This is a genomic window from Metabacillus malikii, from assembly GCF_030813355.1.
GTDB classification, from domain to species: domain Bacteria; phylum Bacillota; class Bacilli; order Bacillales; family Bacillaceae; genus Metabacillus; species Metabacillus malikii.
In genome coordinates this window covers 48,566-73,991 of sequence record NZ_JAUSUD010000019.1, presented here as the reverse complement: position 1 = coordinate 73,991, position 25,426 = coordinate 48,566, and the positions used below count along the sequence as shown (strand labels likewise).

Annotated in this window: 15 protein-coding genes; 6 read left to right on the top strand and 9 right to left on the bottom strand. The window is 36.5% G+C overall.

Translation table 11 applies throughout. From position 1 onward, the window contains the following. Positions 1-301 precede the first annotated feature (301 nt). The 3 genes from J2S19_RS16690 to J2S19_RS16680 all read left to right on the top strand — a co-directional run bounded on the left by J2S19_RS16690 (position 302) and on the right by J2S19_RS16680 (position 6,736). Positions 302-2,164, top strand: coding sequence for a bifunctional homocysteine S-methyltransferase/methylenetetrahydrofolate reductase (locus tag J2S19_RS16690; protein ID WP_307344276.1), 1,863 nt, complete (start codon positions 302-304; stop codon positions 2,162-2,164). Continuing rightward, entirely contained in the window at positions 2,157-5,579 is a 3,423-nt protein-coding gene (gene metH, locus J2S19_RS16685) for a methionine synthase (protein WP_307344275.1), read from the top strand. Before J2S19_RS16690 ends, metH begins: the two co-directional genes overlap by 8 nt. A gap of 293 nt (positions 5,580-5,872) precedes the next feature. Further along, on the top strand, positions 5,873-6,736 hold the full coding sequence (locus tag J2S19_RS16680; RefSeq protein WP_307344274.1) for an SDR family oxidoreductase: 864 nt from the start codon (positions 5,873-5,875) through the stop codon (positions 6,734-6,736). Positions 6,737-6,829: 93 nt separating this feature from the next. Here J2S19_RS16680 and J2S19_RS16675 read toward each other — a convergent pair whose 3' ends face one another. From J2S19_RS16675 to J2S19_RS16660, 4 genes are all read right to left on the bottom strand, one after another. Continuing rightward, positions 6,830-8,347, bottom strand: a complete 1,518-nt coding sequence (locus J2S19_RS16675) for an alpha-amylase family glycosyl hydrolase (RefSeq protein WP_307344273.1) — start codon at positions 8,345-8,347, stop codon at positions 6,830-6,832. Positions 8,348-8,419: 72 nt separating this feature from the next. Further along, the gene (locus J2S19_RS16670) at positions 8,420-9,262 is read right to left on the bottom strand and encodes a sugar ABC transporter permease (protein WP_307344272.1); all 843 of its coding nucleotides are present in this window, start codon (positions 9,260-9,262) and stop codon (positions 8,420-8,422) included. Position 9,263: 1 nt separating this feature from the next. Beyond that, positions 9,264-10,550, bottom strand: a complete 1,287-nt coding sequence (locus J2S19_RS16665) for a sugar ABC transporter permease (protein ID WP_307344271.1) — start codon at positions 10,548-10,550, stop codon at positions 9,264-9,266. Positions 10,551-10,719: 169 nt separating this feature from the next. After that, complete coding sequence (locus tag J2S19_RS16660) at positions 10,720-12,021, bottom strand: extracellular solute-binding protein (protein WP_307344270.1); 1,302 nt, start codon at positions 12,019-12,021, stop codon at positions 10,720-10,722. A 303-nt stretch (positions 12,022-12,324) separates the two neighbouring features. Here J2S19_RS16660 and J2S19_RS16655 point away from each other — a divergent pair, with 303 nt between their 5' ends. After that, on the top strand, positions 12,325-14,091 hold the full coding sequence (locus J2S19_RS16655) for an alpha-glycosidase (protein WP_307344269.1): 1,767 nt from the start codon (positions 12,325-12,327) through the stop codon (positions 14,089-14,091). Between the two features lie 517 nt (positions 14,092-14,608). Here J2S19_RS16655 and J2S19_RS16650 read toward each other — a convergent pair. The 4 genes from J2S19_RS16650 to J2S19_RS16635 all read right to left on the bottom strand — a co-directional run bounded on the left by J2S19_RS16650 (position 14,609) and on the right by J2S19_RS16635 (position 18,000). After that, positions 14,609-15,892, bottom strand: a complete 1,284-nt coding sequence (locus J2S19_RS16650; RefSeq protein WP_307344268.1) for an FtsW/RodA/SpoVE family cell cycle protein — start codon at positions 15,890-15,892, stop codon at positions 14,609-14,611. A 5-nt stretch (positions 15,893-15,897) separates the two neighbouring features. Then, a complete protein-coding gene (locus tag J2S19_RS16645) occupies positions 15,898-16,308 on the bottom strand; it encodes a PadR family transcriptional regulator (protein ID WP_307344267.1) in 411 nt (136 codons plus the stop codon). A gap of 2 nt (positions 16,309-16,310) precedes the next feature. Beyond that, positions 16,311-16,781 (bottom strand): sigma-70 family RNA polymerase sigma factor, encoded by a 471-nt coding sequence (locus J2S19_RS16640; RefSeq protein WP_307344304.1) that lies wholly within the window; start codon positions 16,779-16,781, stop codon positions 16,311-16,313. A gap of 355 nt (positions 16,782-17,136) precedes the next feature. Then, positions 17,137-18,000, bottom strand: coding sequence for a helix-turn-helix transcriptional regulator (locus tag J2S19_RS16635; protein WP_307344266.1), 864 nt, complete (start codon positions 17,998-18,000; stop codon positions 17,137-17,139). Positions 18,001-18,236: 236 nt separating this feature from the next. Between J2S19_RS16635 and J2S19_RS16630 the strand changes: the two genes are divergently transcribed. Together J2S19_RS16630 and J2S19_RS16625 are read left to right on the top strand one after the other, a co-directional pair. Further along, entirely contained in the window at positions 18,237-19,595 is a 1,359-nt protein-coding gene (locus J2S19_RS16630; protein ID WP_307344265.1) for an MATE family efflux transporter, read from the top strand. A 184-nt stretch (positions 19,596-19,779) separates the two neighbouring features. Beyond that, positions 19,780-21,525: a methyl-accepting chemotaxis protein gene (locus J2S19_RS16625; RefSeq protein WP_307344264.1), complete on the top strand. Its 1,746-nt coding sequence runs from the start codon at positions 19,780-19,782 to the stop codon at positions 21,523-21,525. A 133-nt stretch (positions 21,526-21,658) separates the two neighbouring features. Here J2S19_RS16625 and J2S19_RS16620 read toward each other — a convergent pair whose 3' ends face one another. Beyond that, a complete protein-coding gene (locus J2S19_RS16620) occupies positions 21,659-24,970 on the bottom strand; it encodes an alpha-amylase family glycosyl hydrolase (RefSeq protein WP_307344263.1) in 3,312 nt (1,103 codons plus the stop codon). Between the last annotated feature and the right edge of the window lie 456 nt (positions 24,971-25,426).

Below are 25,426 nucleotides of genomic sequence, written 5' to 3'. Positions count from 1 at the left end.
GACATTACATCCAAGTTAACAATGCTTTTATATAAAGGCTCTTTTCTAAAAGATTGTGGCTTTTTGCACTAACCTTTTTTAAGGGTTTGTTGGAGCGTAAGTGCGAGACTCCTGCGGGATGCGTGGGAGAGGTGAGACCCCGCAAGCGTTTACGCTGAGGAGGCTCACCACCCACCCCGCGGAAAGCGAGTACTGTAGCGGAGACAAACCCTAAACGTCAACTCAGTAAAAGCAACAATGTTTACGAAAACAGCCTATATAAAAAAACATAATGAACTGATATAGAACGGGGGCTATATAGATGAGCTTTTTAGAAGACTTAAAGAGTAAAATTTTAATAGGTGACGGTGCGATGGGAACAATGCTTTATGCCCACGGCGTTGATCGATGCTTTGAGGAATTAAATCTTTCAAAACCTGACGATGTTGCACGTGTCCATGAAGCATACATTCAAGCTGGCGCAAATGTTATTCAAACGAATACATATGGTGCGAACGACATTAAGTTATCTCGCTACGGCCTAGAGGATGAAATTAGAAATATTAATAAAAACGCCGTGAATATTGCACGGAAGGCTGCGAAAACTGTTTCAAATACTCCATATATATTTGGAACTATCGGAGGTGTCCGCTCCTTTAAAAAGAGTGCCCATTCCCTAGATGAGCTTAAACGGAATTTCCGCGAACAGCTATTTGTCCTTTTAAATGAGGACGTCGATGGTATATTACTAGAAACGTACTATGACCTTGAAGAAATGACAACTGTTTTAAAAATTGCTCGCAAAGAAACTGACAAACCAATCATCGCTAACGTTTCATTACATGAAGCAGGTGTATTACAGGATGGAACACCTCTACAGGAAGCTTTCATGATATTGGAGGAACTTGGTGCTAATGTCCTCGGACTTAATTGCCGATTAGGACCGTACCATATGCTTCAATCACTTGAAGAGGTATCGATTCCAAAGCATGCTGCACTTTCAGTATTTCCAAATAGCAGTTTGCCAGCATTAAATGACGGCAAGCTGGTTTATGAATCTGATGAAGGCTACTTCAAAGAAAGTGCCCAAAAGTTTAGAGAACAAGGTGCCCGATTAATCGGGGGATGCTGTGGGACGACACCAAGGCATATTCGTGCTATTGCTGAAGCAGTCGGACATCAATCACCCATTACAACAAAGACTGTGAGAACTCCGAAAGTAGAAGTGGAACACAAAACAGTTCAACACGAACAAACGCTTCCACCGCTACAAGAAATTGTTCAGCAAAGGCGATCTGTTATCGTTGAACTAGATCCACCTAAAAAGCTTGGAATGAGCAAATTTTTAGAAGGTGCACAAGCATTACATGATGCAGGTATTGATGCATTAACACTTGCTGATAACTCACTAGCATCGCCACGTGTCAGCAATCTAGCTGCAGGTATGCTGGCCAGAGAAAAAACAGGTTCGAGAGCATTAATTCATATTACTTGTCGTGACCGTAATTTAATCGGACTTCAATCACATCTTATGGGATTACATTCGTTAGGCTTATCTGATGTTCTAGCGATTACAGGTGACCCATCAAAAATTGGTGACTTCCCAGGTGCGACATCTGTTTATGATGTATCATCATTTGATTTAATCAGTTTGATTAAGCAATTTAACGAGGGCGTCTCTTATTCTGGTAAACCATTAGGAGAGAAAACAAACTTCTCTGTAGCTGCAGCCTTTAACCCGAATGTAAGGCATCTAGACAGAGCAGTAGTACGGCTAGAGAAAAAGATAGCCTGTGGAGCAGATTACTTCATTTCACAGCCACTATACTCAACTCAACAAATTGTCGATGTATATGAAGCAACACGTGATTTGAAAGCCCCTATATATATTGGAATTATGCCGTTAACGTCGAGTCGAAATGCTGAATTTATCCATAATGAAATTCCTGGAATTAAGCTGTCCGACTCAATTCGAGAAAAGATGCAAGCAGCTGGTTCTGACAAAGAACAAGCACGTCTAGAAGGTCTTGCAATCGCAAAAGAACTTATTGACACAGCATTTGACTTATTTAATGGTATTTATTTAATTACACCATTCTTACAATATGACCTTACAGTGGAACTAACAAACTACATCCATGAAAAGGAAAAACAACGAGCTGAAAGGAAGATTACGCATGTCTAGCATTAAAAATGAACTAACGAAACGAATACTTGTCCTTGATGGGGCAATGGGAACAATGATTCAAGATGCGAATCTTTCTGCAAATGATTTTGGTGGTGAAGAATATGAAGGTTGTAATGAATATTTAACGATTACTTCACCAAAAACAATACAAGACATTCACGAGGCCTATTTAGAGGCTGGTTCTGATATTATTTCAACGAATACCTTTGGGGCAACAAGCCTTGTCTTGGATGAATATGATTTAGGTTCATTAGCACTTGAGCTAAACATTGAATCAGCAAAAATCGCGAAGGAAGCGACAAAAAAATATTCAACAGCTGATAAACCACGATATGTTGCTGGTGCAATGGGACCTACAACGAAAACATTGTCCGTTACAGGCGGGACAACATTTGATACTTTAGTCGATAACTACGAAGAGCAAGCAAGAGGGCTAATTCTTGGTGGAGCTGATTTACTTTTACTTGAAACAAGTCAAGATATGTTAAATGTAAAGGCAGGCTTTATCGGAATCCAAAAGGCTTTTGAAAATACCGGCATCGAACTTCCTCTTATGGTATCGGGAACAATTGAACCGATGGGAACGACTTTAGCAGGTCAAGATATTGAAGCATTTTATATTTCTTTAGAACATATGAAGCCACTATCTGTCGGATTAAACTGTGCGACAGGTCCCGAATTTATGACAGACCATATCCGGACACTTTCTGGATTAGCTGATACTGCTGTCAGCTGTTATCCGAATGCAGGATTACCTGATGAAGAAGGAAATTATCATGAATCTCCTGAATCACTTGCAAAGAAACTCGTCGCTTTCGCTGAACAAGGCTGGCTTAATTTAATTGGTGGCTGCTGTGGAACAACACCTGAACATATTCGAGCTATTTCCGAAGCAATTAAGGATCTCAAGCCGCGTACGATACAAGAATCTTCAACAAACCACAGAGTTTCAGGAATTGAACCATTATTATATGATGATGGCATGCGCCCTCTTTTCGTTGGCGAACGTTCAAATGTTATCGGTTCAAGAAAGTTCAAGCGTCTGATAGCTGAAGGAAAAATTGAAGAGGCTTCAGAAATTGCAAGAGCTCAAGTAAAAAATGGCGCTCACGTCATTGACATATGTCTAGCCGACCCTGACCGAGATGAACTCGAAGATATGGAGGCATTTATCAAAGAAGTTGTTAAAAAGGTGAAAGCTCCACTTGTTATTGATTCTACTGATGAGAAGGTCATTGAACGTGCTTTAAAATATTCGCAAGGGAAAGCAATCATTAATTCTGTTAACCTTGAAGATGGTGAAGAGCGCTTTGACGCCATCGTTCCACTTGTTAAAAAGTATGGCGGTGCACTAGTTGTTGGAACAATTGATGAGGTCGGGATGGCGCTAACTGCCGAGAAGAAGCTTGAAGTGGCTAAGCGTTCCCACGATATCCTTGTCAAAAAACATGGACTAAAAGCAAGCGACCTTATTTTCGACCCACTTGTTTTCCCTGTAGGAACTGGTGATGAACAGTATATCGGTTCTGCTAATGAAACCGTGCGCGGAATTCAATTGATTAAAGAACATCTTCCTGAATGTTTAACAATATTAGGAGTAAGTAACGTTTCCTTCGGTCTTCCACCTGTTGGACGTGAAGTACTAAATGCCGTTTATTTATACCATTGTACACAGGCTGGACTAGACTATGCGATCGTTAATACGGAAAAGCTCGAACGTTTCGCTTCGATACCGAAAGAAGAAATCGAGCTTTCCGAAGAGCTATTATTTAAAACAACGGATGAATCGTTAGCAGCATTTACCGCATTTTATCGAGGCAGGAAAAAAGAAGACAAAAAGCCTGTAGAAAACCTGTCTTTGGAGGAACGACTAGCAAGGTATATTGTTGAAGGTACTAAAGAAGGTCTACTACCTGACCTTGAAGAAGCATTAAAAAAATATCCTGATCCACTTTCAGTTATTAATGGTCCACTAATGGCTGGGATGGCTGAGGTTGGGGTACTATTTAATGATAATCAGCTGATTGTTGCTGAGGTTTTACAAAGTGCGGAAGTTATGAAAGCTTCTGTCTCCTACTTAGAACAATTTATGGACAAAAAAGAGGACAACGGTAAAGGAAAAATACTTTTAGCAACAGTTAAAGGTGATGTTCACGATATCGGTAAAAATCTCGTCGACATCATTCTAAGTAACAATGGATATAATGTTGTTGATTTAGGTATTAAAGTCACACCACAAACACTTATCCAAGCAGTAAAAGATGAAAATCCTGACTTAATCGGCTTGTCAGGTTTATTAGTAAAATCTGCTCAACAGATGGTAATTACAGCTCAGGATTTACATGATGCCGATTGTAATTTACCAATTCTCGTCGGTGGTGCAGCCTTATCTCGTAAGTTCACACGAATGAAAATCGCACCACAATATAAAGGTCCTGTCGTATATGCAAAAGATGCTATGGATGGGTTATCACTTGCAAACCAATTACGTACAAGTCCAGAATTATTTATGCAAAACGAAGCAGCAGTTGCTGAAGAAACAAAACCAAAACGCAGCCAATCAAGTGCTGTTACAGAGCTACTGGAAAAGCGAAGCACTATTAGTGAAGCACCTATTTTCCAACCTGTTGATACAAAACGACATATGATTAAAAATATTGATTTAAATCAAGTAATTCCTTATGTAAATTTACAAATGTTAATTGGCCACCACTTAGGTCTCAAAGGTAAAATTAAAGAATTAATTAAACAGAAGGATCCAAAGACAATGGAGCTAGTCGAATTAATTCAATCATTACTGAAGGATGGCAAGGAAAAACAATGGTTTAAACCTACAGCTGTTTACCAATTCTATCCTGCCTATAGTGAAGGTAATAAATTAGTTGTGTTAGATCCAAATAATACAGACAACATTTTAGAAACATTCGATTTCCCGAGACAGGACAAAATGCCATATCGTTGTATATCTGATTATGTTCGTCCTAAGAATGGCGGGGAATTTGATTACATTTCAATGTTTGCAGTTACAGCTGGCAGTCAAATCCGGGAACTGGCCCAAGGCTTTAAAGAACAAGGTGACTACTTAAAGAGCCATGCTGTTCAAGCATTAGCTTTAGAGCTTGCAGAAGGCCTTGCAGAACGGATCCATCAATTAATACGTGATAGATGGGGCTTCCCTGATGCACCAGACTTCACAATGGATCAGCGCTTTTCAGCTAAATATCAAGGACAACGCTATTCGTTCGGATACCCGGCATGTCCAGATTTAGAAGACCAAGAAAAACTATTTAACCTATTAAGGCCTGAAGATATTGGCATTCAATTAACAGAAGGCTTTATGATGGAGCCTGAAGCGTCTGTTACAGCACTGGTTGTTTCTCACCCTGAGGCACGATATTTTAATGTGATGTAACCTAACAATACTAAAACTAAAACAATAGCGTAGGTGCCTTGATTAGCCTAAGGCAAGCATCAGACGATTATAGAAGGCGTCCTTCTATTCTGAAATTGGCTTATAGCTTCAAGAAGCTAAGCGCTGGAGCTTATACCGAGCAATTATCTACAATTTCCCTATATGAACGATAAAAATGCGGGTGACTCATGACAAATGAGGCACCCGCATTTTTTCCTACATATTATGTTCCCCTCATACTTTTCTTATTTTATTACATACTAAAAATATTTACTTATGAGGAGGTTTTCATATTGGCAAATAATCAAAAACAAACATTACCACCCCAACAGCAAGATACACAACCCGGTCTAGAATCTTTAATGAACCCTAGCCCTTCATTTTATTCGGAAACATACAAAGGCAGTGGAAAATTAACTGATAAAGTTGCGATTATTACGGGTGGAGATAGCGGCATTGGACGTGCTGTAGCGGTTCATTTTGCAAAAGAAGGTGCAGACGTTGTTATTTCATATTTGAATGAACATGATGATGCAGAAAAAACAAAACAATATGTTGAGGAAGCTGGACGCAAATGTCTCACAATAGCTGGTGATATTGGCGATGAATCAATTTGTAAAGACATCGTTACAAAAACGATTGATACGTTCGGAAAACTAGACATCGTTGTCAATAATGCTGCTGAACAACATCCACAAAAAGGGATAGAAGATATTACGAGTGAACAGTTAGAAAGAACATTCCGCACAAATATTTTTTCTTTTTTTTACTTAACAAAAGCTGCACTACCACATTTAAAAGAAGGTAGTACAATTATTAATACAACTTCTATTACTGCTTATGCAGGAAATGAACAGCTTATCGACTATTCTGCAACAAAAGGTGCAATTACAACGTTCACTCGTTCACTCGCTTTATCATTAGCAGGAAAAGGAATTCGTGTAAACGGCGTCGCACCAGGTCCAATTTGGACACCGTTAATCCCATCTACCTTCACGGCAGACCAAGTTTCTTCATTTGGTTCTGATACTCCTATGAAGCGTCCAGGACAACCAGTCGAACTAGCACCAGCTTACGTTTACTTGGCAAGTAATGATTCATCATACATGACTGGTCAAATCCTCCATTTAAATGGTGGAAAGGTTATTAACGGATAAGTAAAAAGTTGCAACCCCCACAAAGTCAATAAAAAAATGTCAGACCTCCTCAAATAATTGAAAGAGGTCTGACATTTTTTTTGCATAACTTGTTTAATTTTTTGTATCCGTCTTCTTCCCTTTTCGATATGCAATAACTAAAAATGCAATAAACCCTAACGGAACGATAATAAACACTGCAATAAATGGGATGTTTAATCCGCTTTTTTCACTTAGTTCATAAACTTCAGCTGTTTCACGGTCGAGAATGAATTCATATGCACCATTCTCCTCTTGAAAAATATCCCCAATTATTAATCCACGCAATTCCTTATTTTGGGCAATGTCTTTTGCTGGTATTTTAATACTTTGAGTACTAGTTGTATTATTCAACGCAACAATAACCGTTTCATCTTTATACGTACGCTTATAAATAGTCATTCCAGCTTCTTCGTAAAGTATTGTAAACTCTCCATTTCTTAATGAAGGTAAACTTTTTCGAACTTTGGCAAGTTTTCCTATATAATCAATTAACTCTTCATCTGATTGGTAATTCATTAACTGTTTATTATCTGGAGGAGCCCCACCGTTTAAAGCGATTTCAGTGCCATAATAGATAAATGGTGTTCCTGGAGTCGTATACATATAAGATAATGCCATCTTCAGCCTAATACCAGGATGTTGATTATTCTCTGCCGCCTTCGATGTAAAGCGACTTGTATCGGCTCTGTCAACATAAGTACTCGCTTGATCCAATTCATCTACAGTCCCTAATATATTGCTCAATGATTGATTAGCATTTGGAAAAACTTCAGTTGCTGCCATATAAAAGCTCTCATTGAGTATGGAAGTAAATCCTAAGCTGAGGTAACTATTTATTTCTTCCTTAGAATTGTTTAACAAACTACCGATATAATATAGGTGGCTATATTCACGATTAAGCTCTCCAATAAATTGTTTCCAGAAACCTTTATCAACCATGTCTATGTATTCGAAATAAAATCCATCAATATTTCCTTCTTTAGTCCACCACTTTGCTACATCAACTAAATAGTCTCTCGTTTCAGGTATCTCTGTTGCCAAATCAGGTAGTTGATTATGCCAGCCTTTCTGTAGGTTCTCCTCATCTTTCGTGTTTGCCATCACCAACTCTTCATGAAACCAAGTTTGCTTTGAGCTGTCACTGACGAAAGGATGTTGTTCTCCGACATGATTGGCTACAAATTTAAGCAAAACGTTTATTTTCCTTTTATGAGCTTCCTCTACAAGCATCTTCACATCATCGATCGTTCCATAATGCTCGTCAACTTTCTTAAAGTCAGTTATTTGCTCTCCGGCAACATCTGTTGCTTGATAAATAGACGATAGAACAATAGTTGAAAAGCCCATTTCACTTATGTAATCAAGTTTTTTAATAATCCCTTGCAGGTCACCACCGTGATATTTAAGAGGGTCCGATGGGTCAAAATCAGCTCCATCATTGTGGGGATTTCCATTGTTAAAGCGATCAACCTCAATATAATAAACCGTTTCATCTTGCCAAGCCTTTTCTTCTTTTTCAACAGCACTTATTGGGAAGGCGTAAAAAAGAAGAAACGGGATTAGTAAAAACAAGGTTAGCTGTTTATACATCACCGCTCCTCCTATTCGCGAGTCATGTTTTCACCTAAAAAACATGAATTATTTTATTCTACGCCTTTAAGATTATCCTTTTGTGCCACCTGCCGTCAATCCAGAAACGAAATACTTTTGGAAACATAGGAATAAAATTGCAATTGGAATGGCAATTAATACTGAACCAGCAGCAAATTCAGTAAATTTTGCACCAAATTGGTCTGAAATTAATTTATAAAGCCCTACAGCTAATGTGTAATTTTTCTCTGAACGTAATAAGATGTTTGCAATGATGAAATCAGCGAAAGGTGCAATGAATGCGAATAGAGCAACAACTGCAACGATTGGTTTTGCTAACGGCATAACGATTTGGAAAAATACCCGCAAATGTCCTGCTCCATCCATTCGTGCAGACTCATCAAGCTCTTTCGGAATTGTGTCTAAATATCCCTTCATTAAATACGTATTCATTGGAATTTGTCCGCCAACATAGACGAGTATTAATCCGAGATGACTATCAAGCAATCCTGTTAGCAATGCCAAGACAAATATTGCAATAAGTGCCGCAAAGTTAGGAACCATTTGTAATATTAAAAACGTCATTAACCCATTTTTTCTCCCTACAAAGCGGTATCTTGAAAATGAATAGGCTGTTAAACTAACTAATATAACAGTAATTAACATCGTTAACACACTAACTTTTAACGAATTCCAATACCAATAAAGATAATCACTCTTCTCTAGATCAAATAACTCTTTATAATGTGCTAAAGTTGCATTTTCCGGAATAATTGAAGAGCCTGACAAACTATCACCAGGATTAAATGATGAACCTATTATCCAGAGTATCGGATATAGGATAATCATAAACATAAAAGCAACAACAATATATGTTAATGTTAGACGAATGTATTTACTTGTTTTTATATTCATATTACATCATATCCTCTTCTTGGAATGATTTTGTTCTTCTGAATTGCCAAATAGCAACTCCAATGACAAGTACTGAAAGCAACATCGTAATTGCCGCTGCTTTAGAATATTGTGCAGATGTCATTGTTAAACTGTAAATCCATGAAATTAAAATATCTGTTCCTCCGGCATTCTGCTCTGGTATTGCCGGTCCACCACCATTAAATAAGAAAATGACATTAAAGTTATTAAAGTTAAATGTGTATTGTGTAATCATAATTGGAGCTGTTGCAAAAAGAACAAGTGGCAAAGTAATCTTTGAGAATTTTTGAATAGCAGTAGCCCCGTCTACAGTTGCTGCCTCATATAACTCATCTGGGATCGATTGCAACACACCTGTAGTCATTGCAAAAATGAATGGAAAGCCAAGCCAGCCTTGAATTAATATAAGCGCCAATCTCGTATACATTGGTTCGGTCATCCATGGGATATCACCAATGCCAAAAAACGCTAAAATATCATTGTTAATCGTTCCAAACGATTCGTTAAACATCCCTGCAAATACTAAGATTGATACGAATGCAGGAACCGCCCAAGGTAAAATAAATACTGTTCGAATGATTGCCTTTCCTTTTAAATCTTTTTGGTTAACTAAAACAGCAAGAAATATTCCTAATGCAACTTGAAGTGTTGTTGCACCAAATGTCCAAACAATTGTCCAAGCTAATACAGAGAAGAATGTTTTCCGCCAAATATCGATACTTACAATATCTGCGAAGTTTTGGAACCATACCCAATCAACAAGCTTAGCTGGTGGTGAATGGTATAAATCATAATTCGTAAAGGCTAATAAAAAGACAAAGATGATTGGTAAAATAACGACGAATGTTAGTAAGATAAATCCCGGCGTCATCATCAAATACGGGAAACCATTATCAATTAAGTTTTTATATTGCTCTCTTATCGTACTTATCGGTTGTTGTAAATCACGTTTCTTCCCGTTTCGATATGCATCACGTAAATTAAAAATATAGAAACCTATCCCAAAGACTAAAATAATTAATGCAATAATTCCATAAACTAATAGAAAAATAGAATGGTCTCTTGGAGTTTCAGTCCCTAGTGTTAAAAGACCCCAAATTCCAATATCGATTAAATCCCAAAACACGTATAAAAAAGAAGCTGCTAAGATAAGAAATGCAGCACCCTTAACTCTTTGTTTGTTATAAAACTGTCCTAAACCAGGAATAATCGATAATAACATCGCTTTTTTTCGATGGTTAGAGCTAGCCAATGTATCTTCCACCATTTTAATAACTCTCCTTTCATCAACAACAATAGGTAAATGACTGTCTCAGCTAATTTATCTACCTATCTACCTACTTCACTTCATGTAAACTAGATAAAAGGATGAAGAGGAGGATTCTAGTATCACTCCTCTTCAAATATGAATATCCTTTATTTACACTGACCTTAGTTTATTTTTTATGGTTTGTTTCAATATTTTGATTAATCGTCTTAACAGCACTATCAAGAGCAGCTTTTGGTTCAGCTTTACCTGTTACAATCGTTTGCAAGCTATCGGCCATTGGCTCCCAAACCTCTGCCATTTCTGGAGTGTTTGGTGTTGGCACAGCATATTGAGATTGCTCAGCAACTGCTGTTGCTACTTCATTATCTTTAATAATTGGGTCCTCAATAAGTTCTTTTACTGGTGGAACCTCATTTGTTAATTCAAAACGTAGTTTAGCATTTTCCGCATTTGTAATATGTTCTACAAGTTTAGTAGCCCATTCAGTATTTTTTGAAAATGCCGATACATGCCAGCCTTTAACTCCAATAAACGTTTTTACATGTTCACCATTTGATAAAGTAGGTAGTGCAGCTGCACCGACATCAATACCAGCATCCTTCATTCCTTGAACTGCCCATGGTCCATTCATGACTGCAGCTACTTTTCCTTCGTTGAAGAGGCCATCCATTGTTGATCCACCATTTTCACCGATAATACCTTTAGGGAATAAACCTTCTGTATACCATTTTTGAATTTCCTCAGCACCTTGAACAGCACCTTCATTATTTAAGCCAACATCTTTTGGATCTAACGCTCCGTTAGCTTCCTTAAATACATAACCGCCATATCCACCAATTAAACCGTGTGAGAAATAATAGTTGTCTCCTAAGAATAAGAAACCAAAATTACTATCTTTCGTGAAATCCTTTGCAAATGTATAAACTTCTTCCATTGTTTTTGGAGCTTCACTCATATGTGCTTTATTATAAAGAAAAATTGGTGTTTCCATAGCTTTCGGAAGTCCGTATAACTTACCTTCAAATTGTTGTGCTGACACAGATGTTTCTGTATAAGTATCAAGTACCTCTTGTTCTACATTTAGTTCTGCAATTAACCCTTCTGTTACAACTTGGCCAATTTGGTCATGTGGTAATGTGACAACATCAGGTCCTGTTCCAGCTGGTCCATCTAGACGAAGCTGGTCACGAATTTCATCAGACATCCCAAGTTCCTTATATTCAACTTCAATTCCGTATTCCTTTTCAAATGACTCGATAGCCGGCTCTAACGCAACACCTCTATCAGTATCTTCCCAAACAACAAGCTTTTCTGGTTTTTCAGGCATTTCACCTTCTGTTGTTTTGCCTTTATCATCTGATTTAGAACCAGAGCTACTACCTGACTCCTTCGATGAATCTGGCCCACATGCTGCTAGTACACCTAGAAAAAGTACTGCCATCATTAATAATGTTAAAATCTTCTTCATATCCTTGACCCTCCCAATAAGTAATGCAATCGTTTGCATTGATTTTTAAAGAAAGTCACTTCCAGAAAATTGATTTCTAAAGAACTATTATTCTATTTATCTCTAATCAACTTTCGTGAAAGCGATTGCACCTTCTCCTTATTTACCATTCTATAGTATACCTTTACATAATTTCAAGTATTTTTTTTAATTTTTGTACTATTGACACGATAATTTAATTAGCATAGGATCGATATAAGCTTAATATACTAGTATTTATGCGCAACCGATTGCAAATTATTTTTTATTAAGGAGTGCGATTCCATGTTATTTGAGGCAATTTATCACAGACCACAAGATCAGTATGCATACGCTTATAATGAAAAAACACTACATATTCAGCTTCGAACGAAAAAACAAGATATAGAAACTGTTGAGATCCTATATGGGGACCCATATGATTGGAATAAGAATGGATGGCAAACAACGAAAAGTAAAATGAATATTGCCTATTCAGACCAATTATTTGATTATTGGTTTATTGCAATTACTCCACCATATAAACGTTTACGTTACGGGTTTATTCTAACTAATGAAACAACAAGCTCTGTTTTTACCGAGAAAGGCTTCTATGACCAACCTCCTTTAGACGATACATCTTACTATTTTTGCTTTCCTTATCTAAACAACATTGATGTATACCGCTCCCCAAAATGGGTCGAGAAAACCGTATGGTATCAAATTTTCCCTGAAAGATTTGCCAATGGGGACGCTTCATTAAATCCGAAAAACACCGTTTCCTGGGAAGGTTCTGAACCAACTCCTACTAATTTCTTTGGCGGTGATTTTAAAGGGATATTGAAGAACATTGACTACTTAGTCGATTTAGGCATATCCGGTATTTATTTCACACCGATCTTTAAAGCGCATTCAAATCATAAATATGACACAATTGATTATATGGAAATTGACCCTCAATTCGGGACGAAGGAAATGTTCAAGCAATTAGTCGAAGAATGCCATAAACGCGGTATAAAGATTATGCTTGATGCTGTGTTTAATCATTGTGGTTACTATTTCGCACCATTCCAGAATGTTTTAAAAAATGGCGAAGATTCCATTTATAAAAATTGGTTTCACATTCATGACTTTCCGTTGCAAACAGCTGGTACACCTAATTATGATACATTTGCATTTGAACCAAGTATGCCAAAGCTAAATACAGAAAACCGTGAAGTGAAAGAATATTTATTAAACGTTGGACGCTACTGGGTTAACGAATTTGATATTGACGGCTGGAGGCTCGATGTTGCTAACGAAGTCGACCATCAATTTTGGCGTGAGTTCCGAACAGAAATGAAGAAAGTCAAACAAGATTTATATATACTCGGTGAAATTTGGCATGACTCAATGCCATGGCTTAAAGGGGATCAATTTGATTCTGTCATGAATTACCCATATACAGACAACGCACTTCGTTTTTTCGCTAAAAACGAAATCACGGCTGGACAATTTAGTGAAACTTTCCAAAAACATTTACACATGTATCCGCAACATGTAAATCACGTTCTTTTTAATTTACTAGGAAGTCATGACACTCCAAGGGTTATGAACATCGCTAACCATAATAAAGAAAAAGTAAAGCTACTCTATGCCTTTCTCTTAAGCACGCCAGGTTCTCCTTGTATTTATTATGGTGATGAAATTGGAATGACCGGTGAACAGGACCCCGGCTGCAGAAAATGTATGATTTGGGAGGAAGAACGTCAGGACAGAGACCTATTAACGTTTATGAAGAAGCTTATTTACCTTCGTAAAACCTATCCGTTACTTGGAAATGAAGGCGAGCTAACTGTTCTCGAGGCGAATGATGATTCAAACCATTTCTCATTTATGAAGAAAAATGAACAGCAGCAAATTCTCATTATTATCAATAATAATTCAACAAAACAAGATATTCCGATTCCACTTAATCTAAAGGACAAGAAAGTAGTAAATCTCTGGACTGGTAACGACTTTGCCGCACATGCATCAAATGTCTCTGTCCAACTTGGACCTTACGATTTTGCTTTTTTACTTTTCGATGCATAATCTTTTAACAGATTGAGGCTGACTTAATTGAAAAAAGTCAGCCTCTGTACACGGAAACAATAAAAACATATGCTGTTTTCGTTAAATTTGTTCCTTTTTACTAAGTTGCCGTTTGGGGTTGGTCTCCGCTGCAGTACTCGCTTTCCGCGGGGTGGGTGCTGAGCCTGTCTAGCTCCGGCGGCACGAACAAGCAAACTTCAGGTCACCTCCCTACGATAAGTCATCTTCGATTCGCCATCGGCTCATCGTGATTCCTTTATCTCAGTCGATGCCCCTCCAGTTTGTACGTCGATGGGCAAGCCGCCTACGCTTTTCGTATTCCTCAGCGCTAGCGCCTGCGGGGTCTCAGCTCTCCCACTCATCCCGCAGGAGTCTCGTACTTTCGCTCCAACCAACCTTAATAAAGTTAGTGCGAAAAAACCACAATCCTTTAGAAAAGAGCCAAAACATATAGAAAGACGTGTTCCATTGTAAAGATGTTCAATCCAAGGTTATGTAAAAAGGCTCTTAAAAGACCTTATATATTGATAACTAAGTCTTTCCTACGATACACACTTAATACGATTCCAATTAGAAAGGAATTAAAGACCGTTGATATAAGTCCATAGCTAATAAAGGGTAGTGACATCGATATGATAGGAAAAATGCCAAAGGTCATTCCGATATTGTAGACAAATTGGGCAGCAAGTAAGGCACACACTCCAAGAATTAGTTGTTTCCCAAAACGGTCTTTTATTTGTGTTGATATAACTATTAGTCTGTAAAGAAGTAATACTAGTAAAGTGAATAGGAACCCAGATAAAACCCAACCGTAATAATAAGTGATATTAGCAAATGCCATATCATGTGTTAAAGCCCCAATAGTATTCTCATTATTTCCAAACCAGCCGCCCTCTGAGATGATTTTTTTTAATAAAACGTACATATACCCTTCATTTTCCGGGTAATCATCTGGATTTAAGTATCCAAGTAATCTAATCCTTTGATAATCTTCAACAGTAAACCAAAAAATACATACAACGGTAGCAATGAGACCTAAAGAAGCGCCAATTCTTTTATAGGAGACCTTCTTAGTAGTTTGTTGAGAACAAAATAAAGAGAAAACTAAAGCAGAATAAATCAGCGCCTCAGAAAAGTTTGGTAATGCAAAAAATAACAACACCGAAATTAAATAAACACATATTATTACAATTATTTTCGGTTTTTCCTTTGAAAGGTAGGAAGCCCAAAATAATAAAAACAGCGGGAAGAGTGAACTTCCACTAAAATTAAATCCTAATATATTTAAATATGGAACTCCATTAATCTCAATAAATGCTGCTCCCTTTATAGGCATATCTGTAATGAAATGAAGTGCTAGTAAGATACTTATCGCTGCAACAAGATAAAGCCAGCCAAATCTCTTCAATTTTCTATAATCAAGCAGCATAACTGATATTGCAACGACAATCCCGAGTACAATATATATTGTCTGTTTTAAATAAGAATCGTCAAAATATGGTTCCTGTCCATTTAACGTAGGTAGAATCCCCATTAAAATAATGATGAAAAATAACCCAAATAGTTTCCAATCAAATTTTGGACGATACAACCTATTAAAGTGTGTTCCGAGCTCTGTTGGGCTACCCATTTGCTTTATGGATCTTTCCTCTGCTTCGTTCTCAGGTGTGCCTTTAGACACTAGCTCCAATTTTGACATTTTCAAATGATAATTTAACTCTTTATAAACAGCTTCTTTAGCCTCTTTTGATTTTATGTATTGCAGCACTTCCGCTAAAAAATGTTCTTTTTGGTTACTCATAGCAATCACCTATCCAATATCTCTTTCAAAGAGTAAGCTTTACCTTCACGTTTGTTATCAAGGGTATGTAGTAATCTTAATCCTTTAGTACTAGCCTGGTAGTATTTTACATCTTTGTCTTTCCAGTATGAATTTACATAACCCTTCTGTTCAAATTTATGCAATGTCATATATAAGAAACCTTCCTCATTTTCAAACGTCTTGATTCCTCTGGCACGGATTAATTTACTTAGTTCAAAGCCTGTCCTTTCTTGTTTTAGTAATTGAAATACGGCTAAAATGATATCCTCTTCCGAAGTTTCATGTATTTGATTTATTTTATTTTTAATATTATGTTTAAGTCCTTCAGTAAAATTTAAATCTTGCAAAACCGTTCTTCGCATCGAACCTTTTAATTTTTTTAAACGATCATCCATTTTCATACCTCCAGGCACTCTTTTAAAATTTCTTTTGCTCGCTTTAGCCTAGTTTTAATCGTATTCTGGTTTACGCTTGTCAGGGATGATATTTCCTTTATCGATAATTCCTCAAAGTAGTAAAAATAAATGACTTCTCTATATCTATCTGGTAAACTCATCACCGCTTCCACTAATTGCTTATCTTCATATCTCTGTATAACTTCATTTTCCACATCTTTTTCAATACTTGATGTTTTCTTAACTTGGTCTTCAGCGACAAATATATGTTTGTGGTGCCAACTTCTTAGATAGTCTTTACAATGGTTTATAGCAATTCGCCATAGCCATGATTTTAAGGTAGACCTACTTTCATATTGTCCTAGCCTCTGGTAGCATTTCACAAATATCTCCTGAGTTAAGTCTTCTGCAACGGTTCTATCCTTGACATAGGAATAGGTAAGGTGTAATAATGACTCCCCATATTTATCCATTAATTTATCTAGTAATTGTTCTCTGTCTGCTACTATTAATTCCGCAATAATACTTTCTTCCAACAAAATCTGCCCCTTTCCATATATTAGACGATCCAAATATGTCCAAGGTTTTCGCTAATTGGAGAAAACAACGATTTAATTTTCATAGTCTCAAAAATATTGTGCATTGAACTGCAAATATGTAATATATAAAAGCTATCTGTCATTTGACACATCTAAAGAATTTTTTACTCGTTAAAAATATGAAAAGCAGTGCAATTTCATTTTGAAATCCACTGCTTTATACACTCGTATTTATTTAATTTCAAGTGAATCTATACCAAAAGGAGAACAACTTACACGTTTGCATCGACTATTTCTTCCTTAATATAATTCGACGGTATTCTTGGGGACTTAACCCTTCCAATCTCTTAAATAGCTTTGAAAAATACGTCGGATCCATAATTCCAACCTCTTGAGATATATTTGCTACCTTTTCATCGGTCATTGCTAACATTCGTTTTGCTTCATTCAGCCGATATTGATTCAAATAATTATTAGGTGTCATACCTATGATTTTTTGCATACAGCGTGTTATATAATCAGGGTGGAAGTGGATCGCCTGAGATAAGTCCTCCATTTTTATTTCCTCTGTATAATGATCCTGAATAAATTTAACTGCTTCCTCGACTACTTTCTCGGCAGCAGATGGAATTTTACATGCCTCTTTTTGCAAATGCAAAAGAAATTCTTGAAAATATAACTGTTGTCGTAATTGATAATCTGGGGTTTGGTGGCTGATACTCATTAAATTTTCAAAAATATTTTCAACATAATTGTTATTTTCAATTTCTCCAAAACATGGTAAACAAAATCGGTAACTAGATGGTGTTGTTAAATCACCTTCTGCTAACAAGATATCTGACCAATTATCGATACCTTCCTCTACTAGCTCGTATGAATTAGGCATAGAAAAATGCAGCCAATAGTATTCTGTTTTGACACAGCAGCCTTTATGACCAAAATGTTCAAATCCAGGTACTAAAATAATATATTGACCTTCACCTACTGTATAAGGAGTTTCATCCTCGGTTATGAACAATTCACCGTGTTTCACATAAATCAAATCAAATACAGTAAATGTCCTTTTAAAATGTTTTGTTCCTTTTTCAAATACAGCATAGCCCCCTTTTATTAACGTCGGAAACGGGGGCACGAGCATTTCTATATATGTCAAAATTATTCACCCTTTTACCCTATCATTCTAATAAATACATGTATCTTTTATGCCGAGAAAGACTTATTAACTACTAGCCTATATAAATAAGCGCTTACATCTAATGGTATTAATTTCTAAAAATACTTATAGTCGGATTTCTCCAAACTTTATCGGTATCCTCTCTTTCTATTATACACGAACGTCTGTAAACTTAGTAAGACTTAATAACGTATTACAAAAGGTGTTGATGAAAAATGTCATTAGAAAGCAAAAATCGGAAATTGACATTATTTGCACTTACGTGGCCTATCTTTATCGAACAATTTCTTCATATGCTAATGGGTAATGCGGATACATTGATGCTAAGTCAGTATTCGGATAACTCTGTCGCTGCTGTAGGTGTATCAAATCAAATATTATTTTTACTAATCGTCATGTTTGGTTTTATTGCGACAGGAACGACCATTCTCATTACGCAATATTTAGGTGCAAATAATGTAAAAGATGCAAAAGCAGTGTCAACTGTATCTATTTCGGCTAATCTTATTATTAGTCTTATTTTAAGTGTTGCGATTGTAATCGCTAGTGAAGATATCCTTCTCTTAATGAATTTACCTGTAGAATTATTACCTGAAGCATCCGCTTATTTAAAGATTGTAGGTGGCTTTTCATTTATTCAAGCATTAATTATGACCGTTAGTGCAATCTTAAAAAGCTATGGATACACAAAAGATACGATGTTTTTAACAATTGGGATGAATTTATTGAACATCATCGGTAACTATGTATTAATCTTCGGTGCATTTGGTTTACCATCACTCGGTGTTCAAGGTGCAGCGATTTCCACAGTTATATCGCGTGCGATTGCTTTAGTTATCATTTTCTATATCTTAAAGAAACGATTATATTTTACAATTAATCTAAAAGACTTGTTTAAAATGCCGGTTCACCACTTGAAAAACTTACTAGGTATCGGAATACCGACAGCTGGTGAACAATTATCCTACAACACATCGCAAATGGCGATTACCTTTTTTATTACGATGATTGGTACAGAAGCACTTACAACGAGGGTCTATACACAAAATTTAATGATGTTTATGATGTTATTCAGCATCGCCATTAGTCAAGGAACACAAATCTTAATTGGATATTTAATCGGTGCAAAGGAATTCGATTCAGCCTATAAGCGTGCTATGAAAAGTCTCTATTATGGGATAGCGATTTCGATATTAATGGCCGTTCTGTTTAGTATTTTCTCAGAAACATTGTTAGGTATTTTCACTTCAAATGAACGAATATTAGAGGTCGGTGCTGTCCTTGTCCTGTTAACAATTATCCTTGAGCCGGGGAGATCCTTTAATATGGTACTCATCGGTTCGCTAAGAGCTGCTGGAGATATTCGCTTCCCAACATATGTTGGAATTCTTGCTATGTGGGGAATCGCAGTTCCAGTCGCCTATACGTTAGGAATCCATTTCGAGCTTGGTCTGGTAGGTGTTTGGTTAGCCTTTATTGCAGATGAGTGGGTCCGTGGTATCATTATGCTTTACCGATGGAGATCACGTGCTTGGGAATCAAAACGTATTGTCCAAAAAGCAGTAGCTTCTTAGCTGTAAGAAAGGTTATCTCATCAAGAGGTAACCTTTTTCTTTGCCTGTTCATGTAGACATTATTAATTTTCACTAAATATGCATTATTAAAAAAGTTATCGTTTACAAAAACTACTTTTTTCATATTAATTGTCGAAATATTATGTTACTATTAGTTCTAAAGGACTACACAGGAGGTAGAGTTATGATAAAAAAATACCATATAATGCGAAATACATTAACAAAAATGACGATTGGTAGAAAGTTCTCTCTCATTTTCATTATTTCTATGATACTTTTTGGTTGCGTTTTCACTTATTCGATTTCTGATATGAAAAAACTTTTCAATTCGATGCAAACGATTTCACAAAAAGGCGATGATTCGATAGCAGTTACACAACTTGCATCCTCCTTCAGACAGAAATATATTATAATTACCGATTACATAACAAACCCAAATAAAGACTCACTTCGTTCATATGAACAGGAATCAGAAACGTTTCTAAACTCCGTAAATAAAATTGAGAATCATATGACGTCTGAGGATGCGAAAACGTATTTTCAAGCAGCTATTATGATTAATGAAAAATTAGACGAGCTTTTTAAGAACACAATTCAACCAAAAGTGGATGACATCAAAAGTAAAGGGCATGTCATCGAAATATATGATCAAATTAAGTTTTTTAACGATGCAGCCTTGATTAGAGATAATAATTTGAATAACCTTTCGCAATTAAAAGAAGTAATTGACACTGAAAGAGAATCTTTTATAAAAGAAACACACCAAACGATGAATAGTAACATTACAGTCATGATTATCATTATTTTAATTGTCTTCCTCATTTCCTTCATCTTGCTGAATGTCTTCAATCGTAAAATGAGTAAATCACTAAGAGAAGTTGTTTTGCTTTGTAAGCAGCTTTCAAGTGGGAATTTAAACGCAAAGAGAATGAATTATAAAGGCAAGGATGAAATCGGTGAAATTTCTGTGGCAATGAATAATCTTGCCGATGAATTGCAACTATCTATTAAACAGATTATGAATGCATCTAATCAAGTAAATCAACTGTCACAAATATTAAAGGCAAATTCTGAAGACAGCTCCAGTGCAATATCAAACATGACAAATAATGTATTTGAAATTGCCTCAGGAACAGAGAAGCAAGTTAGTCGCTCGATGAATACAAAAACGGCCGTAGAAAATATTGCATATGAATTTAAAGCGATGTCCAGCCGGATCCTTAATAGTGTTGAACTGACGACAGAAACAAATAAAAAGGCTGAGCTAGGTAAAGATACAGTCCAAAGTGTTATTAAACAAATGGGAAGTATCACAGAGAAGGTCGAGCTTCTTTCAAATGTCATCAACACGTTAAATTTAAAAGCAAATGAAATTGAATCAATTTTAACTTTAATTAAGGATGTTTCTGAGCAAACGAATCTATTAGCATTAAATGCTGCAATAGAAGCTGCTCGAGCAGGTGAACATGGAAAAGGGTTTGCTGTCGTCGCAAATGAAGTTAGAAAATTAGCTGAACAAACAAACACTGCTGCAGGTGAAATCAAACAAATTATTGAATTTACTCAAAAAGAAACGACTGAAGCAAATGCCATGATGAATGATAGTAATCATGCTGTTAGAAAAGGAAATGAATTAGTCGAAAATGTTGGAGTCCTTTTTAAAGAAATTTATACATCTATCCTAGAAGTGACGAGTGGAAGTAGTCTGCTTTTAGATTCTGTAAAGGTTGCCGATCAAAAAATAAAAATATTAGAAGAAACTTCAAACGAGATTATTGACACAAATAGTAACACAGCAAAAAGGATAGACCAAATTGCAGCAACGACAGAGCAACAAAATGCAACAATGCAGGAACTCTTTGCATCATCAGTCGAATTGTCATCTATGGCTGCTGACTTAAAAGGTTCATTTAGAAAATTTAAAATTTAACTATTCATACTTAAAATAAAAGGGCCTGCCCTATAAACGATTATTGATAATAGATTACACCACAACCTATTAATCTAGTTGTTAAACGGGCAGACCCACACTTTTTATAAAATCAGCTATTTAATGCTTCATACTACCTTCCATTCCATTTTTGAACTGTGACATCGACAACCTCTTCTCCTCCATTTGTTTTGAAGGTACGGTTTGAGATGTCATTCCCCCACTGGTCCTTTTCAACAGTAGCCCATGAGCCTAAAGTAAATTTGTACTCTATTTGTGTATTTGCTGGAACTTGAAGCGAAATAGAGTAAGAACCATTTGCATTTTTTTTCAATTCGTAATCTGAATCATCCGGCTTCCACCCATTTAACGTACTAGTCATATAAATCTTATCTGTAGTTAACGTTTGCGTTGGCACTGTGACATTGAACGTTACTTTGTCAGGCTTAGGTTCACCTTGTGTTACCTTTCCGTTTGCAAAGGTTGAAACACCTGCTTGGAATTGATAATTTTTACCTCCATTGTTATCCCATACACCTGCACCATTATTAAATACACCCTGTAAACTAGTTGCCGCGCCTAAATCAATCGTGATTTTCGCATAGCCAGGATATTGTGCTGAATCCTCCATTCCTACACCTGGAGCCTTCGTCCAATCAGCACCATTTGGCGCGTAATGGAAGTTCGGTGTTGCAAACCCTTTTTTATAATAAATTGTTGCGGTATTTCCTACACCTTTTTCCTTCGTTTTAGCCTGTACACTTTCTGTCGCTTTCGACTTGTTTCCATTTTTATCAACTGCTACTACAGCAAATTCATAGGATGTATTTGCTGTTAAATTATTTACTTGATAATTCGTTGATGTTGCTGTACCGATTTTTTCTTCACCTTTTAATACTTCATAATGAGCAACACCAGACTGATTATCCGTTGAAGCATTCCATGCTAATGATACCGTTGAATCAGTTGTAGCAGTAACCTTCAACCCTGTTGGTATCGACGGTGCTTCTGTGTCCTCTTTTTCCGGATTTTCATCGTACCACTTTCCATCCATGTACCATCCTTCAGAGCTTCTAAGGAAACCTGCCTCACCTTGTGCTGGGCTTTGTTTACCACTACTATCTTTGAAAATAATTCGAGAGCTATCAGCACCATCTATCGTATAGGAGTACCAGCCATTCCCTTCTGACTCCATCGCTGGAGCAGTTGCCCATGTTGGCTCCTCAACAGCTGGACTCGTATTATAGTAATAGATTTGTGGCGCATTCCATCCATCAGGTTTTTTATAATGAATCGTTAAACCTGAATTCGGATCGACCTTTGTATACGTATAGCTTTTCGTTGCTGTCCCATGTTCATTTTCTGCAAATAGCTTTAATGTTACCGATTCACCAATCGCTAGAGATTCACCGATTGTCACAACATCACCATTTACAAATGTAATCCCATTTACCTTTGGGTCACTACCATCTAACGTATATTTTCCTTCTTCTGCATTAGCTAATTTTAACGTTACATCAACCGTTTCTGTTCTAAAGTTACTACCTTCAGGAGATGCCGAAACAGATGCGACTGGTTTTTCTAGTTCTGCTAGTTCGATGAGAATGACACCATTTTGATGTGCAGTAAACGTTACGCTTCCACCGCTTACAGTTGCAGTTTCTCCAGTATAAAAGTCTCTTACTAGAGTCCCATCAGCAAATACAGATGAAACATTTATTGTAGTCTTGCCATTCGCACCAACTGCTACAACAACCTTATCCTCCACACCATCTTTGTTATACGTTCTACTAAATGCATAAGGAGATGCTTGGAGCTGTTTATGCTGACCTGCACCTATAGAAAGATGATTATTTCTAAATTGACCAACCTTTTGCCAATGGGCTAATACAGTTTGATTGACATTGTTCCAATCCATTGATGAACGAAGTCTCATATCAGACCATGGAGCATCCATCCATGCGCGTGCAACTTCATCACCATAGAAGATTTGTACAGCACCAGGTGCTAACAATAACCCTGTACCACCATTAATCATATTGTTTCGGTCATACAATGTTGTATCATGTGATGATAAATAACTAAGTACATTAAAATTAGGATCACTATTGATTTTGTTTGCATAATCAGAGTAAAGTGATTCTAAATTACTTAAATTCGACTGCAACTGCTTTTGGAAATCAAAATTAATGACCGAATCAAAACCGTTACTAAAGTATTCACTTTTTCCTACTCCATGGCCCCATACTTCTCCAGTCATCCAAAAATTTTCATCATCTAATTTCTTGTCAGGATTGTTTGCTTTCCATTCATGTAATGCTTTATTCGCTTCGATTTTCAATTCTTTCCACGCATCAATTTCAACATGTTTTGCTGTATCAATTCGGAAGCCATCAACTCCATAATCTCTTACCCAATCAGTTAGCCATTTAATTAAATGATTTCGAACTGTTGGTGATTTTCCAGATTCATTAAAAAACTGCTGTAATTCAGCTTGCTCTTGTTGTGTTTTCTCTGCACCCCATTTATTCTTCAAAAATTGCGGGACAGCAACATGCTTAGTTGATTCTGTTTTAAAATCTGGCAACCCAGCTAAACACATTGTTCTGTCATCATTACCACATGCATCATATCCTGGTAATCCTGATTTACGAATCCAATCAGAACCCCACCAATTCTGCCATCTATCGTGTGAATTCGTATTAATATAATTTCCGTAAGTGTCATAATGTGCTTCTGTTTCATTTTGACTGTAGTAATAATTTTCCCAACCATTATTTAACTGTCCAAAGCCATGGTCTTGCATATCCTTCATCGATTCATAGCCTGCATGGTTCATGACAACATCAAATACGATACGAATCCCTTGTTCATGTGCAGTATCTATAAACGTTTGTAAATCATCTTTTGTTCCTAAGCTTTTATCTAGTTCTGTAAAGTCCTGTGCGTAGTAACCGTGAAATGGATAGTGTCGGAACCCTTCTCCACCAATCCACCCATTGATTTGCTCAAATGGCTGCGTTATCCAAATAGCATTAACTCCCAAAGAAGTAAAATAACCTTCATTTAGTTTTTGAGTTAACCCTTTTAAATCACCGCCATGATACGATGCTACTTTATTTTTATAATTTGGATAAGGATTCCCATTGCGGTCCAATTCTCTACCATAGGCATGGTTATTGCTAGAATCTCCATCTAAAAATCTGTCTGTTAATACAAAGTACACTGTTGCATTATCCCAAGTAAATGTGCTATCTGTAGAAGTTTCTGTAAGCTCTGAAGATGTGGCGGTAATTAGTGTTGAATCTGCTAAGTTTGTCTTAGTTTCAGTGTTACTGTTTGCTAGAACAATAGTTTCGTTAAGCAACGGTGATACTACTAATAAAAAAGTAAGTATCAAGAATAAAACAGCTTTTAAGCTACTTTTCATATAATGTCTAGTCATTATTCCACTCCTTTTATGATTTTCATACAATCGATTGCACAAAATATTCCTTCTGTTATCAACCTCCTTATATTAATAATCATTGCTTGCACCTCCCGCAAAACCTTTTATAAGGAAAACGTTTGCACAATGTTGCATAATAAATGGCGTGAAAACGTTTACCATGTAACTCATACTATATTGAATATTGTGACAAGTCAATTATGTACTGATAGTGCTTTTCAATCATTTTTCGACGTATTTCCTTCTTAACCACTTTTATTCTATTAAGATAATTTTCTATTTATCTTTCCACTCGCATATGTCATGTAACAACACGAAAACAAATGCTCTTAAGCATAAATTTTTAGTTGTCTACAAACATTCCTTTTCATTTCCTCTAATGAAAGGATAGTTCTTTAGAAATACTTCACTTTCACTATCATGCTCATTATGGTACAAGTTTTTCATTGTTCG

Bases quoted from the DNA above. Each gene is read 5' to 3' on its own strand.
- J2S19_RS16690 (WP_307344276.1), top strand. From the start codon at position 302: ATGAGCTTTTTAGAAGACTTAAAGAGTAAAATTTTAATAGGTGACGGT.
- metH (WP_307344275.1), top strand. From the start codon at position 2,157: ATGTCTAGCATTAAAAATGAACTAACGAAACGAATACTTGTCCTTGAT.
- J2S19_RS16675 (WP_307344273.1), bottom strand. From the start codon at position 8,347: ATGTATAAACAGCTAACCTTGTTTTTACTAATCCCGTTTCTTCTTTTT.
- J2S19_RS16670 (WP_307344272.1), bottom strand. From the start codon at position 9,262: ATGAATATAAAAACAAGTAAATACATTCGTCTAACATTAACATATATT.
- J2S19_RS16665 (WP_307344271.1), bottom strand. From the start codon at position 10,550: ATGGTGGAAGATACATTGGCTAGCTCTAACCATCGAAAAAAAGCGATG.
- J2S19_RS16660 (WP_307344270.1), bottom strand. From the start codon at position 12,021: ATGAAGAAGATTTTAACATTATTAATGATGGCAGTACTTTTTCTAGGT.
- J2S19_RS16655 (WP_307344269.1), top strand. From the start codon at position 12,325: ATGTTATTTGAGGCAATTTATCACAGACCACAAGATCAGTATGCATAC.
- J2S19_RS16650 (WP_307344268.1), bottom strand. From the start codon at position 15,892: ATGAGTAACCAAAAAGAACATTTTTTAGCGGAAGTGCTGCAATACATA.
- J2S19_RS16645 (WP_307344267.1), bottom strand. From the start codon at position 16,308: ATGGATGATCGTTTAAAAAAATTAAAAGGTTCGATGCGAAGAACGGTT.
- J2S19_RS16640 (WP_307344304.1), bottom strand. From the start codon at position 16,781: ATGGATAAATATGGGGAGTCATTATTACACCTTACCTATTCCTATGTC.
- J2S19_RS16630 (WP_307344265.1), top strand. From the start codon at position 18,237: ATGTCATTAGAAAGCAAAAATCGGAAATTGACATTATTTGCACTTACG.
- J2S19_RS16625 (WP_307344264.1), top strand. From the start codon at position 19,780: ATGATAAAAAAATACCATATAATGCGAAATACATTAACAAAAATGACG.
- J2S19_RS16620 (WP_307344263.1), bottom strand. From the start codon at position 24,970: ATGACTAGACATTATATGAAAAGTAGCTTAAAAGCTGTTTTATTCTTG.